Annotated in this window: 15 protein-coding genes; 9 read left to right on the forward strand and 6 right to left on the reverse strand. The window is 72.7% G+C overall.

Annotated elements, in window-relative coordinates:
- Positions 1-160 precede the first annotated feature (160 nt).
- Positions 161-775: a hypothetical protein gene (locus PV364_RS23715; protein WP_319662239.1), complete on the reverse strand. Its 615-nt coding sequence runs from the start codon at positions 773-775 to the stop codon at positions 161-163.
- 390 nt (positions 776-1,165) lie between these two features.
- Positions 1,166-1,399: a hypothetical protein gene (locus tag PV364_RS23720; RefSeq protein ID WP_319662240.1), complete on the reverse strand. Its 234-nt coding sequence runs from the start codon at positions 1,397-1,399 to the stop codon at positions 1,166-1,168.
- A gap of 64 nt (positions 1,400-1,463) precedes the next feature.
- Here PV364_RS23720 and map point away from each other — a divergent pair, with 64 nt between their 5' ends.
- The 4 genes from map to efeU all read left to right on the forward strand — a co-directional run bounded on the left by map (position 1,464) and on the right by efeU (position 5,769).
- Positions 1,464-2,312, forward strand: a complete 849-nt coding sequence (map, locus tag PV364_RS23725) for a type I methionyl aminopeptidase (RefSeq protein WP_319662242.1) — start codon at positions 1,464-1,466, stop codon at positions 2,310-2,312.
- A gap of 152 nt (positions 2,313-2,464) precedes the next feature.
- Complete coding sequence (gene efeO / locus PV364_RS23730) at positions 2,465-3,592, forward strand: iron uptake system protein EfeO (RefSeq protein WP_319662244.1); 1,128 nt, start codon at positions 2,465-2,467, stop codon at positions 3,590-3,592.
- Positions 3,593-3,611: 19 nt separating this feature from the next.
- Entirely contained in the window at positions 3,612-4,865 is a 1,254-nt protein-coding gene (gene efeB / locus PV364_RS23735) for an iron uptake transporter deferrochelatase/peroxidase subunit (RefSeq protein WP_319662245.1), read from the forward strand.
- 16 nt (positions 4,866-4,881) lie between these two features.
- The gene (gene efeU, locus PV364_RS23740) at positions 4,882-5,769 is read left to right on the forward strand and encodes an iron uptake transporter permease EfeU (RefSeq protein ID WP_319662246.1); all 888 of its coding nucleotides are present in this window, start codon (positions 4,882-4,884) and stop codon (positions 5,767-5,769) included.
- A gap of 281 nt (positions 5,770-6,050) precedes the next feature.
- Here the strand turns inward: efeU and PV364_RS23745 are convergent, their stop codons facing one another.
- Positions 6,051-6,782: a bifunctional DNA primase/polymerase gene (locus tag PV364_RS23745; protein WP_319662247.1), complete on the reverse strand. Its 732-nt coding sequence runs from the start codon at positions 6,780-6,782 to the stop codon at positions 6,051-6,053.
- A 331-nt stretch (positions 6,783-7,113) separates the two neighbouring features.
- Here PV364_RS23745 and PV364_RS23750 point away from each other — a divergent pair, with 331 nt between their 5' ends.
- Positions 7,114-7,743: a biliverdin-producing heme oxygenase gene (locus PV364_RS23750; RefSeq protein WP_319662248.1), complete on the forward strand. Its 630-nt coding sequence runs from the start codon at positions 7,114-7,116 to the stop codon at positions 7,741-7,743.
- 14 nt (positions 7,744-7,757) lie between these two features.
- On the opposite strand, the gene PV364_RS23755 is transcribed toward PV364_RS23750, so the two are convergent.
- A complete protein-coding gene (locus tag PV364_RS23755) occupies positions 7,758-9,152 on the reverse strand; it encodes a serine hydrolase domain-containing protein (protein ID WP_319662249.1) in 1,395 nt (464 codons plus the stop codon).
- A 126-nt stretch (positions 9,153-9,278) separates the two neighbouring features.
- Between PV364_RS23755 and ddaH the strand changes: the two genes are divergently transcribed.
- Both ddaH and PV364_RS23765 read left to right on the forward strand, forming a co-directional pair.
- Entirely contained in the window at positions 9,279-10,094 is an 816-nt protein-coding gene (gene ddaH, locus PV364_RS23760; protein WP_401977181.1) for a dimethylargininase, read from the forward strand.
- A gap of 19 nt (positions 10,095-10,113) precedes the next feature.
- Positions 10,114-11,667 (forward strand): NAD(P)/FAD-dependent oxidoreductase, encoded by a 1,554-nt coding sequence (locus PV364_RS23765; RefSeq protein WP_319662250.1) that lies wholly within the window; start codon positions 10,114-10,116, stop codon positions 11,665-11,667.
- Positions 11,668-12,393: 726 nt separating this feature from the next.
- Here PV364_RS23765 and PV364_RS23770 read toward each other — a convergent pair.
- Positions 12,394-13,377 (reverse strand): small ribosomal subunit Rsm22 family protein, encoded by a 984-nt coding sequence (locus PV364_RS23770; RefSeq protein WP_319662251.1) that lies wholly within the window; start codon positions 13,375-13,377, stop codon positions 12,394-12,396.
- A 407-nt stretch (positions 13,378-13,784) separates the two neighbouring features.
- Between PV364_RS23770 and PV364_RS23775 the strand changes: the two genes are divergently transcribed.
- Positions 13,785-15,269, forward strand: coding sequence for a sugar transferase (locus tag PV364_RS23775; RefSeq protein ID WP_401977186.1), 1,485 nt, complete (start codon positions 13,785-13,787; stop codon positions 15,267-15,269).
- A gap of 41 nt (positions 15,270-15,310) precedes the next feature.
- On the opposite strand, the gene PV364_RS23780 is transcribed toward PV364_RS23775, so the two are convergent.
- A complete protein-coding gene (locus PV364_RS23780; protein ID WP_319662254.1) occupies positions 15,311-16,261 on the reverse strand; it encodes a GDP-L-fucose synthase in 951 nt (316 codons plus the stop codon).
- Positions 16,262-16,356: 95 nt separating this feature from the next.
- Here PV364_RS23780 and gmd point away from each other — a divergent pair, with 95 nt between their 5' ends.
- Entirely contained in the window at positions 16,357-17,370 is a 1,014-nt protein-coding gene (gene gmd, locus PV364_RS23785; RefSeq protein ID WP_319662255.1) for a GDP-mannose 4,6-dehydratase, read from the forward strand.
- Positions 17,371-17,384: the final 14 nt, after the last annotated feature.

Genomic DNA, 17,384 nt, shown 5'->3' on the forward strand with positions numbered 1-17,384 from the left:
TGCCGGGCAAGTGGTCTGGACCGTTGGTCTGGACCATCACGCCGGATTGAAGCGGAGTGTCGTGCCCCCGTCAAGAGGTCCGGGCCACCGCCGCTTCCTGTTTCGGCGGTGGCCCGGACGGCTGGGTGGTCGCCGGAGAGCGGCGCGGGGTGGGCGCCGATCAGCCGACGCGCTCGATGCGCGCCTTCCGGATCAGGAACTTGCCCGGCTCGCGGACCTGCTCGAAGGCCGCGTTGTTGAGCAGTACGCAGCTTCCGGACGTCGATGTCACGGCGACCGTCGTCGACGTGCCGTTGTCCAGGTTCGTCACCTTGAGCCTGGTGCCCATCGGGAACTGGTTGCTGGACGCGGCCGGAGCGCCCGCCTCGCCGGACAGCGTCACCGTCGAACCCGGGCAGACGACCTGGCCGTTCACGGCTCCCGCGGGCGGCGCGGCGGGCGGCTGCGCCGCGTTCTGGCCCTGGTTCTGGCCCGCGGGCGCCGCGGCCGCGGGAGCCCCCGGGGCCGCACCGCATCCCGAGGCCTGGCGCTGCACGTTGATCTGCTGGATGACCGCCTCGCGGTTGGCGATGCGGGCCGCCGACTGCGCGTCGGGATTCGCCCGCTGGCCCGCGATGAAGGCCTGGTTGTTGCGTATCGCCTGGTCGAGGCCGTCGCACACCACGGAGGCGTGGCCGCTGGCCATCGTCGCCGCGGCGAAGCCGCCGGCGAGCGTCGCCGCACCCGTCATCAGCGCGATCTTCTGCTTGGTCCCGAGCCTGCGTTTCCTGGACATGGGGCCCCTTTTCTCGGGTTTCTCGGGTTTCTCGGGTTTCTCGGGTTTCTCGGTTCCTCAGGTTCTCCGGCTTTCCCGGGTCTTCCTGGTCTTCCGGTCTCCTCCGGCTCCGTCCGACCTGTCGTGGTCGGATCCGGTCCGCATGTCCTGAGAAACGGAGCGTCCTCGGTCCGAACCTCAATACGTTCGGAACCTCGGACAGAAAAGGGGGTGGTGTGCTACGCACGGGTAGCCGGCGGACCTCCGGGCCGGCTGCCCGCGACTGGCCAATCGGGTGAAGCGCCGGGCGCGCGGTGGGAACGCGAGGGAACAGGCCGCCGCGCGCCGGCCGGGACCCCGGCCGGCGCGGGCCTCAGCCCCGCGGCGTGCGCCTGGTCACCACCGGGCGGTTCAGCCGCCCTCGCCCTCGCGCGGCTGGTCCTTCCACCGCGGGTCGTTCTCCCACTGCAGGTTGCGCTCGGCGGCGGTCTCCATCGCGCGCTCGGCGTCGGCCCGGCTGGGATACGGCCCCATGCGGTCCTTGGCCGGGCACTCCGGCCCCTCCTCCACCTTTCTGTGCTCGATGCAGTAGAACCACTCACCGGGCTTTCCCGCCGGCTTGCGGACCCTCCTGAACGGCGCCATCGCTCCTCCTCCTACGACGTCCTGCCGCCATGCTGCCCGACCGGCCGCCGATACACTCGCTGACATGTCTGTCCTGGTGCCCGGCAAGCTCTCCCCCACGCGTCACGTCCCCGCCTCGATCCCGCGGCCCGAGTACGTGGGCCGTCCGGCCCCGCGGCCGTACGACGGGCCGGAGGTGCAGTCGGCGGAGACCGTCGAGAAGATGCGCGTCGCGTCCCGGATCGCCGCGCGGGCGATGGAGGAGGCTGCGAAGGCCATCGCGCCCGGCGTCACCACCGACGAACTGGACCGGATCGCCCACGAGTACATGTGCGACCACCAGGCCTACCCCTCGGACCTGGGCTACCGCGGCTTCCCCAAGTCGCTGTGCGCCTCGATCAACGAGGTGATCTGCCACGGCATCCCCGACTCGACCCTGCTGCGCGACGGCGACATCGTCAACCTCGATGTCACCGCCTTCGTCCACGGCGTGCACGGCGACACCAACGCCACCTACTTCGTCGGAGAAGTCGACGAGACCTCACGGCAGTTGGTGGACCGCACCCGGGAGTCGCTGAATCGCGCGATCAAGGCCGTCAAGCCGGGCCGGCAGATCAATGTGATCGGCCGGGTGATCGAGTCGTACGCCAAGCGCTTCGGGTACGGAGTGGTGCGCGACTTCACCGGCCACGGCATCAACACGGCGTTCCACTCGGGTCTGATCGTTCCGCACTACGACGACCCTCGCGCCACCACGGTGATGAAGCCGGGCATGACCTTCACCATCGAGCCCATGCTGACGCTCGGCACCCACGAGTACGAGATCTGGGACGACGGCTGGACGGTGGTCACCAAGGACCGCAAACGCACGGCGCAGTTCGAGCACACCCTGGTGGTCACCGACACGGGCGCCGAGGTGCTGACCCTGCCGTGACGCCCTGAAGCGCACCGGGCACCGCCACGCCCTTCATTACCTTTTCTTTACCCTAAAGTGGGCAAGGCGAGATGAGGCTCGGATAGGTTAGGCAAGCCTTTCCACAGGAAGGCATGCCTAAGTCCTCGCCGCACCGATCGCCAGGAGCCTGTATGTCCGCCGTCCGCATGTCCGCAGTAGCCGCCGCCGGCATAGTGGTCGCCGTCACCGCCGTGACCGGCTGTGCGAAGAAAGCGGACAGCGCCTCCTCGGACGCGATCACGGTGACCGCCTCGGACACCGCCTGCGACATCTCCAAGGCCACCTTCCCGGCCGGGCACGTGCAGCTCGCCGTGGAGAACAAGGGCTCCAAGGTCACCGAGGTCTACGTCTACACGCCCAGCGACAAGATCGTGACCGAGCGGGAGAACATCGGCCCCGGCACCAAGGCCACCATCACCGCCGAGATCAAGGCCGGCTCGTACGAGATCGCCTGCAAGCCCGGCATGCAGGGCGACGGCATCCGCCAGAAGATCACCGTGACCGGCAAGGGCGCCGTGACGTCCGACCCGCGCCTGGACGCGGCCGTCGCCGCCTACCGCAAGTACGCCCAGGAGCAGGCCGACCAGACCATCCCGGTGGTCCAGCAGTTCGCCGACGCCGTCAAGGCCGGCGACGTGGAGAAGGCCAAGTCGCTCTTCGCGCCCTCGCGCGTCGGCTGGGAGCGCACCGAGCCGGTCGCCGAGTCCTTCGGCGACATCGACCCCCTGACCGACACCCGTGAGGACGGTCTGGAGGACGGCCAGAAGTGGACCGGCTGGCACCGCCTGGAGAAGTCCCTGTGGAAGGACAAGAAGGCCGGCGCCGAGGAGGGCACCCTCGCCGACCAGCTCGTCACCGACCTGAAGGACTGGCAGACCCGGGTCGGCAAGGCCGACATCACCGCCACCAGCATGGCCAACGGCGCCAAGGAGCTGCTGGACGAGGTCGCCACCGGCAAGATCACCGGTGAGGAGGACCGCTACTCCCACACCGACCTGTCGGACTTCCAGGCCAACGTCGAGGGCGCGCAGAAGGCGTACGAGCTGCTGAAGCCGGTCGCCGCCGAGAACGACGCGGCGCTCACCACCGAGCTGGACAAGCAGTTCACCGCCCTGAACGGCCTGCTGGCCAAGTACCGCAAGGGCGACACGTTCGTCTCGTACGACACCGTGGGCAAGGCCGACCGCAAGGACCTCTCGGACAGCGTCAACGCGCTCGCCGAGCCGCTGTCCAAGCTCGCCGCGGCCGTCGCCAAGTAATCGCAGAGGACTGGGGAGCATGTCCGAGGAAACCACCACCTCGCGGCGCACGTTGCTCGGCTGGACCGGCGCCGGGGTCGTTCTCGGCGCCGCCGCGGCCGGCAGCGCCGTGGCCGCCGTGCGCTCCGGGAACGACGCGGTGCCCGCGGCCTCCGCGGGCAGCGCGATCGCCTTCCACGGCGCGCATCAGGCCGGTATCACCACCCCGGTCCAGGACCGGCTGCACTTCGCGGCCTTCGACGTCACGACCGAGGACCGCGAGGAGCTGGTCGCGCTCCTCAAGGAGTGGACCGAGGCCGCGCGCAGGATGACGCAGGGCCGGCCGGTCGGCGAGGGCGCGGTCGGCGGTCTCGCCGAGGCCCCGCCGGACGACACCGGCGAGGCGCTGGGCCTGCAGCCGTCACGGCTCACCCTCACCATCGGGTTCGGGCCCTCGCTCTTCCGGGGCGCGGACGGCAAGGACCGCTTCGGGCTCGCCGGGAAGCGTCCCGAGGCCCTGGTGGACCTGCCGAAGTTCCCCGGCGACAACCTGGACGCGGGCCGCAGCGGCGGGGACCTGTGCGTGCAGGCCTGCGCCGACGACCCGCAGGTGGCGGTGCACGCCATCCGCAACCTGGCCCGCATCGGCTTCGGCAAGGTCGCGATGCGCTGGTCGCAGCTCGGCTTCGGCAAGACCTCCTCGACCACGCCCGACGAGCAGACCCCGCGCAACCTGATGGGCTTCAAGGACGGCACGCACAACGCCGCCGGCTCCGACAAGTCCGTCCAGGACAAGCACGTGTGGGTCGCGTCCGCCGACGGGCCGGCCTGGATGTCCGGCGGCTCGTACCTGGTGGCCCGGCGGATCCGGATGCACATCGAGACCTGGGACCGGACCTCGCTGCGCGAGCAGGAGGACGTCTTCGGCCGGACCAAGGGCGAGGGCGCCCCGCTCGGCAGGAAGCACGAGCGGGACACACCGGACTTCAAGGCGATGAAGCCGGACGCGCACGTCCGGCTCTCGCACCCGGACAACAGCGGCGTCACGATCCTGCGGCGCGGCTACTCCTTCACCGACGGCACCGACGGCCTCGGACGGCTGGACGCCGGGCTGTTCTTCCTCGCCTACCAGCGCGACGTGCGCGACGGCTTCATCCCGCTGCAGATGCGGCTGGCCAAGACCGACGCGCTCAACGAGTACATCCAGCACGTGGGTTCGGCCGTCTACGCCGTGCCGCCGGGCGTCCGGGACACCGGCGACTGGTGGGGCCGCGCGCTCTTCGAGAACAACTGAAAGGAAGTGACGGCGGGTGTTCGGCAACTACCTGATCGGACTCCGTGAGGGCCTGGAGGCCAGCCTGGTCGTCTGCATCCTGGTCGCCTACCTGGTGAAGACCGACCGCAAGGACAAGCTGCCGCCGGTCTGGCTCGGCGTCGGTGCCGCGGTGCTGCTGAGCCTGGGCTTCGGCGCCGCCCTGCAGTTCGGCTCCTCCGAGCTGACCTTCCAGGCGCAGGAGGCCCTCGGCGGCTCGCTGTCGGTCGTCGCGGTCGGCCTGGTGACCTGGATGGTGTTCTGGATGCGGCGCACCGCGCGGCACCTGAGGGCCGAGCTGCACGGCAAGCTGGACGCCGCGGTCGCCATGGGCACCGGCGCCCTGGTCGTCACCTCCTTCCTCGCGGTGGGCCGCGAGGGGCTGGAGACCTCGCTGTTCATCTGGACCGCCGTGCAGGCCACCGACGACGGCGTGCGGCCGCTGGTCGGCGCGGCGCTGGGACTGCTCACGGCCGTGGTGCTGGGCTGGCTGTTCTACCGCGGCGCGGTGCGCATCAACCTGGCCAAGTTCTTCACCTGGACCGGCGCGATGCTGGTCGTCGTCGCGGCGGGCGTGCTCGCCTACGGCTTCCACGACCTCCAGGAGGCCGACTGGCTGCCCGGCCTGGGCGCGCGGGCCTTCGACATCAGCACGACGATCCCGGCCGACTCCTGGTACGGGACGCTGCTCAAGGGCGTGTTCAACTTCCAGCCGGATCCGACCTGGCTCCAGGTCACGGTCTGGGCGGTGTACCTCGTCCCGACGATGTTCTTCTTCCTGCGCCCCGGCAGGGCCGCGGCCCCGGCCGCGAAGGCGCCCGCCGCCGACGCGGTGCGTGACGGTGCGCGGGAAGCGGACGCTCGTCCCGTCGGCGAGAAGGGCTGACACCGCCGAGGCCCGGGCGCGATCCCGGCGTACGCGACTGGTCACCGCCGTGAGACCGGCCCCTCGGCAGTGCCGACGAGGCCGGTCTCACGGCGTATCGCCCGGCCTTGGGTGACGCCGCCCGCGCTGTCCCGGCCTCGGAAGGGGGGCGGGCTGGGCGCCGAGCACGGCGGGGCGCCGGCCGGGGCGGCACGAAGAAGACGCTCACGCCCGACCGGGTGACCCGGCGCGGAAAACGGCGGCGAGGCGCCCACCGCCGCCGGGACCGGGCGGGCGCGGGGTCAGCTGATCCAGCCGGCGGTTTCCGGCTCGTGCTCCACCTGGGCGCAGGCGTCGGTGAGGACCGCGAGCAGCGGCAGGGGGTCGGGCAGCGGCCGGTCGGGGCCGTGGCCCGGCAGCCAGGACACGACCGCGCCCGACGGCAGGCGCGAGGGCGGCATCAGGACGTAACTGGCGCGGCAGTGCCAGCGCAGGCCGGGGTGCTCGTCCAGGGTCTCGGGATGGCAGTCCAGCTCACAGGGCCACCACTCGTCCTCGTCGGCGGTGGCGCGGGTGCCGGTGAAGAAGAGCGTCCGGCCGTCGGATACGGCCACCGGCCCGGTGGCGGCGCCCTCGACGGCCAGCCGGTCCAGTGCGATCCGGCCGGCCTCGGCGGGGACGTCGAGGACGTCGTGGGCGATGCCGGTGGCGGTGATGAAGTTCGCGAGGGGCTGGGTGCGCAGCCAGCGCTGGATCTTCTCCGGGTCCGTGGTGGCCTGGGTCTGCCAGGCGAAGGAGACCGGGTGGCTGCCCGGGGTGGGACAGCCGATCCGGTCGCAGGAGCAGCGGTAGCCGGACTCGGCGGACGGGTGCGCGGCAGGGGCCAACGGCAGGCCCGCCACGGCGGCCGCCAGCAGCAGGTCGTCCCGGTCGCGGGCGCCCGGGGTCCGCTGGGCGAAGCCGTCCTCGCCCTCGGCGTCCCGCTCTCCCGCCTTCCGGCGCAACCAGCCGGACAACCTGCCCTTGGTGACCATCGAGCCCCTTCCCTCGCCCCGTGAACCCTCGCTCCACCCTACGTAACGAAGGAAAAGCCGTAAGCGGAATCCACGGATGGTGGATTTCCATCCTGCGCCCTGTACGGATCCGGTCCGCACCCGGGGTGCCCGGAAGGTCCCCCGATTGGGGGATGGGAACCCGCAAATGACCCCATACCGCTCCACCCGGACGTAGCCTGGTTTCCGACAGGTTGTCGGCAAGCCCATTGACTTAGGTCAGCCTAAGTCGGCATGATCCCTGCAAGGCGCCCGACGCAGGAGGATCCCCTTGACGCCCGCCAGCCCTGACGGAGCCGCACCCTTCTCGGCGGTGATCCGCACCGCCAGCCACGACCGCCACACCGACGCGGAGAACTCCACCTTCATCGGCGACCTGCTCGGGGGCCGCTTGGCGGTGGCCGCCTACGCCCGCTACACCGAGCAGCTGTGGTTCGTCTACCGGGCTCTGGAGGACGCGGCAGGGATGCTGGCCGGCGACCCCGTCGCGGGCCCCTTCCTGCGGCCGGAGCTGCCGCGGGTCGCCGCCCTCGAACGTGACCTCGGCCACCTGCTCGGGGCAGGCTGGCGGGAGCGGGCGGCGGCACTGCCCGAGACCGCCGCCTACGCCGCCCGCATCACCGAGACCGCCCGTGACTGGCCGGCCGGCTATGTCGCCCACCACTACACCCGCTACCTCGGCGACCTCTCGGGCGGCCAGGCCATCCGGGGCATCGCCGAGCGGACCTGGGGTTTCCCCCGCAAGGGCGACGGCGTGCGCTTCTACGTCTTCGAGACGATCGGCAACCCCGCCGCCTTCAAGCGCGAGTACCGGGCCCTGCTGGACGCCCTGCCGGCCGACGAGCTGGAGAAGCAGCGCGTCGTCGAGGAGTGCCGCCGGGCCTTCGCCCACAACGCGGCGGTCTTCGCCGCGCTCGGGCGGGAGTTCCCGCTCACCGCCTGAGCGCGTCCCCGCCGCTAGGCCCCGTGCGTCCCCCAGCCGGTCGGGTCGACGCCGCCCGGGACCGGGGCGGCGGGGTCGTAGGGGGTGCGGGTGAAGACGAACGAGCCGACGTCGAGGTGGGTGACCGTGCCGTCGGCCGAGCGGACCGCGCGCAGCGTCTCTCCGTCGTAGTAGCCCTCCAGGCCGGTCCAGGTCCCGTCCCGGCCGGCGCGGAAGCGGGCGCCGCGGCCGGCGCCGGGGGTGGCCGGGGCGATTTCGAGGTCACGGCCCGCGGCCAGCCGCAGCACGTGCGGGGAGGTGCCCCAGTACCAGGGGCCGGTCAGCGCCAGCAGTTCCGGGTCGGGGTCGGAGACCGGGCGCCAGGGTTCGGGGATGCGCGGCTCGCGCTCGGTCACGATGGCCAGCAGGTCGCGGGCGATCACCCCGGTCGGGGCGCCGGTGGTGGAGTTGGCAAGGACGGCGGCGCCCAGCCCCTCGGCGACGTCGCACCACAGCGCCGCCACGAAACCGGGCATGGAGCCGCCGTGCCCGACGAACTGCCGCCCGTCGGGCGCCGTCGCCACCTGGAGGCCGAGGCCGTAGTCGCCGGAGGGCGCGGCGGGCCGGCGCATCTCCTCCAACGTGGCTGCGGACAGGACGTGTTCGTCGCCCGCGGCCAGGAAGGCCGCCCAGCGGCACAGGTCGTCCGCCGTCGACCACAGCTCACCGGCCGGGGCCATCAGCCCGGTCTCGTGGACCGCCTCGGGCAGCATCAGCTCTGCATAGGGGTGCACGGCCCAGCCGCCCGCGTGCGGGGCCTGCGGGCGGCGCGAGGTACGGGTCATGCCGAGCGGTTCCAGCACCTGGGACCAGAGCACCTCGTCCCACGGCCGTCCGTCGTGGAGCCGCTCCACGACGGCGCCGAGCAGAGCGAAGCCCGGGTTGGAGTAGTGGTGCCGCTCCCCCGCCGGGTGCAGCCGGGCGCGCTCGCCCAGCACCCCGTCGAGGTCCGGGCGCAGCGCGCCGGGGGTGCGCTCCCACCACGGGCCGGGGCTCTCGGAGGCCAGACCCGCCGTGTGCGCCAGCAGTTGACGGATCGTCACCCCGTCCGCGGCCGTGGCGCCGAGGTATTTGTCGACCGGGTCGTCCAGCCCGAGCCGCCCCGCGTCGCGCGACCGCATCACCAGCACGGCCACGAAGGTCTTGGTGATCGAGCCGATCCGGTACTGCGTGTCCCCGTCCGGCGCGTGCCCGTCCACGCAGGACCGGGCGCCGGTCCACACGGTGCGGCCGTCCCGGACGACGGCCGCCACGAGGGAGGGCGTGCGGGAGGTCGACTGGGCGACCGCGATCCGGTGCATCAGGGCCCGGCGGGTCTCGGGGAACAGGGCGTCGGAGGATGCGTCGGACGCGGGACTGGGTGTCGGCATGCGCTCACCTTAGAGGCCGCCCACCAGGGCCGAACGGGCATTTTTCCGTCCGCAATCCGGTGCGGGATGTCCGCGGGGGGTCCACCATGAGCACAACGGTCTCAACGACACCGCGAGGAGCTTTCATTGAGCGCTGCGCGAACCGCTTCGTTCCGGCGGTACCTGATGTGTCCTCCCACGTACTACCGGGTCACCTACTCCATCAACCCCTGGATGGACCCCGCCAAGCCGGTCGATCCCGCGCTGGCCCTCTTCCAGTGGGAGGACCTCCGCGACCGGTACCGCTCGCTGGGACACGCCGTCGAGATCCTGCAGCCGCTCCCCGGCCTGCCGGACATGGTGTTCGCGGCGAACGGCGCGACCGTGGTGGACGGACGGGTCTTCGGCGCCCGCTTCGCCAACATCGAGCGGAAGGCGGAGGCCCCGGCGCACCGCGAATGGTTCCTCAGCCGCGGCTACACGCACGTCCACGACCCGCAGCACATCAACGAGGGCGAGGGCGACTTCGCGGTCACCGAGAGCTGGCTTCTGGCCGGCAAGGGCTTCCGCAGCAGCCCGCTGTCGCACTCGGAGCTCCAGGAGTACTTCGGCAGGCCCGTGATCGGCCTGGAGCTCACCGATCCGCACTTCTACCACCTGGACACGGCGCTGTGCGTGCTCTCCGGCGACGAGATCATGTACTACCCGGACGCCTTCTCCCCCGGCAGCCGGTCGGTGCTGCGCCGGCTGTTCCCCGACGCGCTGGTCGCCACCCGCGACGACGCGCTCGCCTTCGGCCTGAACTGCGTCAGCGACGGCCTGAACGTCCTGGTCCCGGCCGCGGCCAAGGGGCTGCTCAAGCCGTTGCGGGAACGCGGTTTCGAGCCGCTGCCGGTGGACATGTCCGAACTGCACAAGGCGGGCGGCAGCGTGAAGTGCTGCACCATGGAGCTGCGGGACTGACCGTGATACGAAGAGGCCCATGCCTCAGCAGCCGCAGCCCCACCGGCCCCTCCGGACCACCTACGACGCCGTGATCGTGGGCGGTGGCCACAACGGACTGGTCGCCGCCGCGTACCTCGCCCGCGCGGGCCGCTCGGTGCTGCTGCTGGAGCGGCTGCCCTCGACCGGCGGCGCCGCCGTCTCCACGCGGGCGTTCAGCGGTTTCGACGCGCGGCTGTCGCGCTACTCGTACCTGGTGAGCCTGCTGCCCCGGAAGATCGTCGACGACCTGGGGCTGCGCTTCGCGGTGCGGCGGCGCCGGATCTCCTCGTACACCCCGCACGGGGACGGCGGCCTGCTCGTGGACGCCGGGTCTGCCGCCCGCACCCGGGAGAGCTTCGTGCGGCTCACCGGCTCCGACCGCGACTTCGAGGCGTGGCAGCGCTTCTACGGGATGACCCAGCGGGTCGCCGAGCGGGTCTTCCCCACGCTGACCGGTCCGCTGCCCTCGCGCGGCGAACTGGAGCGGATCGTGGACGACCCGCGGGCCTGGGAGGCGCTGTTCGAGCGCCCGCTGGGCGAGAGCCTCGAGGCGGCGTTCGACGACGACGTGGTGCGGGGCGTGGTGCTCACCGACGCCCTCATCGGCACCTTCACGCACGCCCACGACCCCTCGCTGCTGCAGAACCGCTGCTTCCTGTACCACGTGATCGGCGGCGGCACGGGCGACTGGGACGTGCCCGTCGGCGGCATGGGCGCGCTCACCGACGCCCTCGCGGAGGCGGCGCGGGCGGCCGGGGCGGAGATCGTCACGGGCACCGAGGTGACCGCGATCGCCACCGACGGGACCCGGGCCGAGGTGGACTTCGACGGCGGCCGGGTGTCGGCCCGGCACGTGCTGGTCAACGCCTCGCCGCACGCCCTCGCGGGACTGCTCGGCGAGGCCGCCCCGGACCGGCCCGAGGGCGCCCAGCTCAAGGTCAACATGCTGCTGCGGCGCCTGCCGCGACTGCGGGACGCGGGCGCGGACCCGCGCGAGGCGTTCTCCGGGACCTTCCACATCGCGGAGTCCTACACCCAGCTGCAGACGGCCTACGAGGAGGCCGCGGCCGGTGCGGTGCCCACGGCCCCGCCCTCGGAGATCTACTGCCACTCGCTGACCGACCCGACGATCCTGGCCCCCGGGCTCGTCGCGGACGGCATGCACACCCTCACCCTGTTCGGCCTGCACGCCCCCGCGCGGCTCTTCGCGGCCGACCCCGCGGGGGCGAAGGACGCCCTGCTCAAGGCCACGCTCGCGCAGCTGGACGCGGTGCTCGCGGAGCCGCTGGCGGACTGCCTGGCGGTCGACGCTGACGGGCGGCCGTGCATCGAGGCGAAGTCGCCCCTGGACCTGGAGCGCGAGGTCGGTCTCCCCGGGGGGCACATCTTCCACCGGGACCTGTCCTTCCCGTACGCACAGGAGCGCGCCGGCGCCTGGGGCGTCGCGACGGCCCACGCCAACGTGCTGCTCTGCGGCGCGGGCGCGGTGCGGGGTGGCGGCGTCAGCGGCATCCCGGGCCACAACGCGGCCATGGCGGCACTGAGCGCCTGACGGCGCGGCCCGCCCCGGGAGCGCACCCCCGGCCCCGCGCCGAAGCCCGCCGCGCAAGGCGCACGAAACGACCCGGCGCCCCCGGGTGCCCGGCATCCCGGGCCACAACGCGGCCACGGCGGGACTGAGCTGCGGCGTGGCGTCCGGGCCGGGCCAGACGTCTCCGCACGGCCGCGACCACCGGGCCCGGGGCAGGCGGACACAGGACGCGGGCCGATGGCCCAGAGCGCCCGGGCCCACCCGGGGGGCGCACCCCCAGGCCCCGCGCCGAAGCCCGCAACGAGAACGGACCTACCCGGCCGTGCCGGCGGCCATGTGTCCGGGCCGGCCAGACCTCGCGGCACGGCCGCGGCCACCGGGCCCGGGCGGGCGGCCGCGATGCGTGCCCTGCCGCCCCTCGGACCTGCTTGTCGAGCGCGCACCCCCGGCCCCTCACCCCAGCCCGCCACGCGACGCGGACGAAACGACCCGGCATGCCCAAGGGCGCCCGGCATCCCGGGCCACAACGCGGCCACGGCGGGACTGAGCTGCGGCGTGATGTGCGGGCCGGCCAGACCTCGCGGCACGGCCGCGGCCACCGGGCCCGGGGCGGGCGGTCGCACGCCGCGGGCCGGCCGGACACCGTGACGTCCGGCGAAGCGACTCCCCGGCCCAGCGGGACGTGGCCGGAACGGGCCGCCCGGCCGCATCCCTGGGCAACGCGACGACCGGAACCGCGCGGACCGGCTACTCGCCCGGGTCCGGGGGTGGCCAGGCGTCGCCCCAGGCCACGTCGCGGGCCGATCGGTACAAGGAGCCCTGCCGTTTGCTGACCGTGGTGCGGCGCAGGCCGTCCTCCACCGTGCACAGGTCGATCAGCACCTGCCCCTTGCGGATCTGGGGGTGGCGCACCACCCGGTCCGGCGCGGGCCCGGCGGGGAAGCGCGCCGCGGCGACGTAGCTGAACTTCTCGTCCTCGTAGGGCAGCGAGCCGCCCTTGACCTGGCGGTGCAGCGAGGTGCGGGCGACCCGGGCGGCGAAGTGGCACCAGTCGGGGGCCTGCACCGGGCACACCTCGTCGTGCGGGCAGGGCGCGAGCACGTGGAGGCCGGCCGCGACGAAGGCGTCGCGGGCGGCGAGCACGCGGGCGTAGCCGTCGGGTGTGCCGGGCTCGACGACGAGCACCGCGCCGCGCGCGGCCCGCGCGGCTTCGGCGACGACGGCCTCGCGGTCGGCGTCCGGCAGCTCGCCGATGACATAGGAGAGCGTGATCAGGTCGGCCTCGGGCAGCCGCGCCCCGGTGCCGAGCGGCGCCCTGAGCCACCGCGCCTGCCGTACGGCCTCGTGCCCGGCGGAACCGGCCAGGTCGCGGCCGAGTGCGAGGGCGGCCTCCGACCAGTCCAGGACGGTGCTGGTGTGGGTGCCCTCGTCCCAGGCGTCGGCGACCGCCCAGGTCGCGGCGCCCGTGCCGCCGCCCACGTCGAGATGGCTGTCCGGCGCCCACGCGCCCGCCCGGTCGCGGAACTCCGCCAGCGCCGCGCACACGGCCGCGTAGGTCGCGGGCATGCGGTAGGACGCGTAGGCCGCCACGTCGGAGCGGTCGCGGAGGATCGGCGTGCTGCTGGGCGTACGCCCCCGGTACGTGGCGATCAGGCGGTCGACGGCCTGGGCGGCGCGGCCCGGCGGGAGCCCGTCGAGGAGATCGGCGAGGGCGGCATGCAGAGTGGACACAAAGGACAAGGGTAAGGGCCCCCTCCGCGCCACCGGTCCCGTCGGCGGCCCCCGCCGCGCGGTCCGCGCGTCACTCTGACGGCCGAACGGGTGGCCGAATCATTGCCCTCCGCGCCCCGCCGCCGCATTCAGGGCCGTTTGTACACAATGCGGACCCGTCGCGGGCAAACCCGCAGGTCGATCTCCGCACGCCGCAACATACGCGCAATCAGCCACAAAAAGGCAGACGCTTCACTGGAGTGCGCAGATCCAGCCGAACGTGAACTTCAGGACAACGGACCTCCGAAATTTCGTAAACCGCAGCGAACGTACAACTGTTTGGCATAGCGTTCCGGCTTACTACGGCACACCGCTGCTTGGGGAAGTGGCAGGTGTGCCCACTTTGTCGCGTTGTGCCAGGGGGGTCCATGCGGCGGGTCGGTATACCCAGTTCGGAAGAGACGGATACAACTCCCGCGCCGGGCCGCGTGGTCGCGGCTCCGCCGGGGTCGAGCGACAAGGCGCGCTGGTATCTCCCGGCGGCGCTCGTCACGGATGCCGCAGGCGTCGGCGTACCCGTCGAGCTCGTCTTCGACGCCACGGGCCAGCCGCATCCCGTGCTGTGCGCGGGGACCGCCGCGCTGGCGTGGACGTGCGTCCTGGCGGGCCGGCACCGCTACGCGGCCCGGGTGCTGGGCGAGTCCCGCAGCGCGCGCTCGGTGCTGTACGACTGGCTGATCCTGCTGGGCGTGCTGGCCATGGTCCGCACCGTGGTGGGCGAGGCCTCCGAGCCCCTGGTGGCGCTGCTGGCGCTCACCCCCGGGCTCCTGCTGACCGCCGCCTGCCGGAAACTGACGTACCATCACCTGATCGCCTCGCGGCGCGAGGCCCACGCCGTGCGCCGGGTGCTCGTGGTGGGCGAGCCGAGCGCGGCGGACTACGTGGTCGACCATCTGGCGGCGCGCACCGACCACGAGTACGTGGTCGTCGGCGTCGTGCCGGTCGGCCTCGCGAACCTGGAGTGCGGTGCCCCGGTCGCCACCCGGCTGGAATCGCTGCCGCCGGCCCGTCCGAGCGGCGACTCCGGCGCCGTCCTGGCCTCCGCCCGCGAACTCGGCGCGGACCTGCTGCTGGTGGCGCCCGGCCCGCGCATGGCCGGGGAGCGGCTGCGCAGGCTGTCGTGGGCGGTGCACGACGCGGGGGTGCCGCTGGCCGTCCTGCCCGGCCTGACCGACGTCTCCGAGCGCCGGGTGGAGCTCACCTCCGCCGCCGGGCTCACGCTCCTGCACATCAGCCCACCGGTGCGGCGCGGGGTGCAGGTCACCCTGAAGTCGGCACTGGACCGGGTCGGGGCGGCGGTCGGACTCCTGCTGCTCTCCCCGCTGTTCGGGATCATCGCGGCGGCCATCCGGCTGGGCTCCCAGGGCCCGGTCTTCTACCGGCAGATCCGGCACGGGCTGGACTGCGCGCCCTTCACCATGTGGAAGTTCCGCACGATGGTGGCCGACGCCGACGACCGCAAGCCGGAACTGGCGCCCGCCAACGAGAACGACGGCCTGATGTTCAAGATGCGCCGCGACCCCCGGATCACCCGGGTCGGACGTTTCCTGCGCCGCTGCTCGCTGGACGAACTGCCCCAGCTCTTCAACGTCCTCCGGGGTGACATGTCCCTGGTGGGCCCGCGCCCGCCGCTGCCCGATGAGGTCGCGCGCTACGACGAGGTCGAGCTGCGAAGGCTCGCGGTGAAGCCGGGCCTGACCGGCCTGTGGCAGGTCAGCGGGCGCTCCGAGCTCTCCTGGGACGAGACCCTCCAGCTCGACCTGCGCTACGTGGACAACTGGACCTTCACCAGCGACGTCGACCTGATGGCCCGCACGCTCCGGGCCGTCGTCGACGGCCGCGGAGCGTACTGATGCCCGGCGGGCGGGGGGCGGAGCGGTCGGCGCGGGTGAGGTCAGTCCGCGCCGTGCTCCCGCCACCAGGCGTACGTCGAGGCGATGCCGTCCCGCAGGGCGATCTCCGGCTTCCAGCCGAGGCCGGTCAGCCGCGACACGTCGAGCAGCTTGCGCGGTGTGCCGTCGGGCTTGCCGGTGTCCCAGGCGATGTCGCCCGCGTAGCCGACGACCTCCCGTACGGTCTCGGCGAGTTCGCGGATGGTGAGGTCGCTGCCGCAGCCGACGTTGACCGGCTCGTCTCCGTCGTAGGAGCGCAGCAGGAGGGCGCAGGCGGCGGCGAGGTCGTCCACGTGCAGGAACTCACGGCGCGGTGTGCCGGAGCCCCACAGGACCACCTCGGGGACCCCGGCCCGGCGGGCCTCGTGGAAGCGGCGGATCAGGGCCGGCAGCACGTGCGAGGACGTCAGGTCGAAGTTGTCGCCGGGCCCGTAGAGGTTGGTCGGCATGGCGGAGACGAAGGACGCGCCGTACTGCCGCCGGTAGGACTGGACTTGGACGATGCCCGCGATCTTGGCCAGTGCGTAGGCCTCGTTCGTCGGCTCCAGCGGGCCGGTGAGCAGCGCGTCCTCGCGGATCGGCTGGGGCGCGTGCTTGGGGTAGATGCAGGACGAGCCGAGGAAGAGCAGCCGCCCCACGCCGGCGGCGTGGGAGCCGGCGATCACGCTCAGCTGGATCCGCAGGTTGTCCTCCAGGAACTGCACCGGGTAGGTGCTGTTGGCCATGATGCCGCCCACCTTGGCGGCGGCCAGCACCACCGCGTCCGGGCGTGCCCCGGTCAGGAACGCCTCGGTGCTCGCCGCGTCCCGCAGGTCGAGCTGGTCGCGGCCGCGGGTGATCACCTCGTGCCCGTCGGCCTCCAGCCGGCGCACCAGCGCCGATCCGACCAGTCCGCGGTGGCCCGCGACGAAGATCCGGGCACGCTCCGGCAGGGTTGCGTTCGCTTGGGTCATGACAGCGGATTCTGCCAGCCCGGGTCACCCCATAGGGGCTGAATCCAAACATCAGTACGCAAAGGAAACATATCCGACCCCAGGGGGGACAGCGCATGGGCAAGAGCGCCCTGATCACGGGTGTCACCGGCCAGGACGGCTCCTATCTCGCGGAGCTGCTGCTGAGCAAGGGATACACGGTGCACGGCCTCGTCAGACGGTCGTCCAGCTTTAACACCGAACGGATCGACCACATCTACCAGGGGCCGCAGGAGGCGAATCGTTCCTTCACGCTCCATCACGCCGATCTCTCCGACGGCGTGGCCCTGGTCAACCTGCTGCGCGACCTGCGCCCCGACGAGGTCTACAACCTGGGCGCGCAGTCCCACGTCCGCGTCTCGTTCGACGCCCCGCTCTACACCGGCGACGTCACGGGCCTCGGCTCGATCCGGCTGCTGGAGGCGGTGCGGGCCAGCGGCGTCGACACCCGCGTCTACCAGGCCTCCTCGTCCGAGATGTTCGGCGCGACCCCGCCGCCGCAGAACGAGCGGACCCCCTTCCACCCGCGCAGCCCGTACGGCTGCGCCAAGGTGTACGGCTACTGGGCGACCGTCAACTACCGCGAGGCGTACGACATGTTCGCGGTCAACGGCATCCTCTTCAACCACGAGTCCCCGCGCCGCGGCGAGACCTTCGTGACGCGCAAGATCACCCGCGCCGTCGCCCGCATCAAGGCGGGGCTGCAGGACCGGCTCTACCTGGGCAACCTCGACGCGGTCCGGGACTGGGGCTACGCCCCCGAGTACGTCGAGGCGATGTGGCTGATGCTGCAGCGCGACACCCCGGACGACTACGTGGTGGCCACCGGGGAGGCGGCCACCGTGCGGCAGTTCCTGGAGACCTCCTTCGCGCACGCCGGCCTCGACGCGGCCGAGTACGTCCGCTACGACCCCAAGTACGAGCGCCCGAGCGAGGTGGACGCCCTCATCGGTGACGCGAGCAAGGCCGAGGAACTGCTCGGCTGGAAGCCCTCGGTACGGGTGGACGAGCTGGCCCGGATCATGGTCGACGCCGACTGCGAACAGGTCGAGCAGCAGCTCGCGGGCGCGACGGTACGCATCGACCGCTGACGCGGCCGCCGGGA

Source organism: Streptomyces sp. MI02-7b (assembly GCF_033793585.1).
Taxonomy (GTDB): Bacteria; Actinomycetota; Actinomycetes; order Streptomycetales; family Streptomycetaceae; genus Actinacidiphila.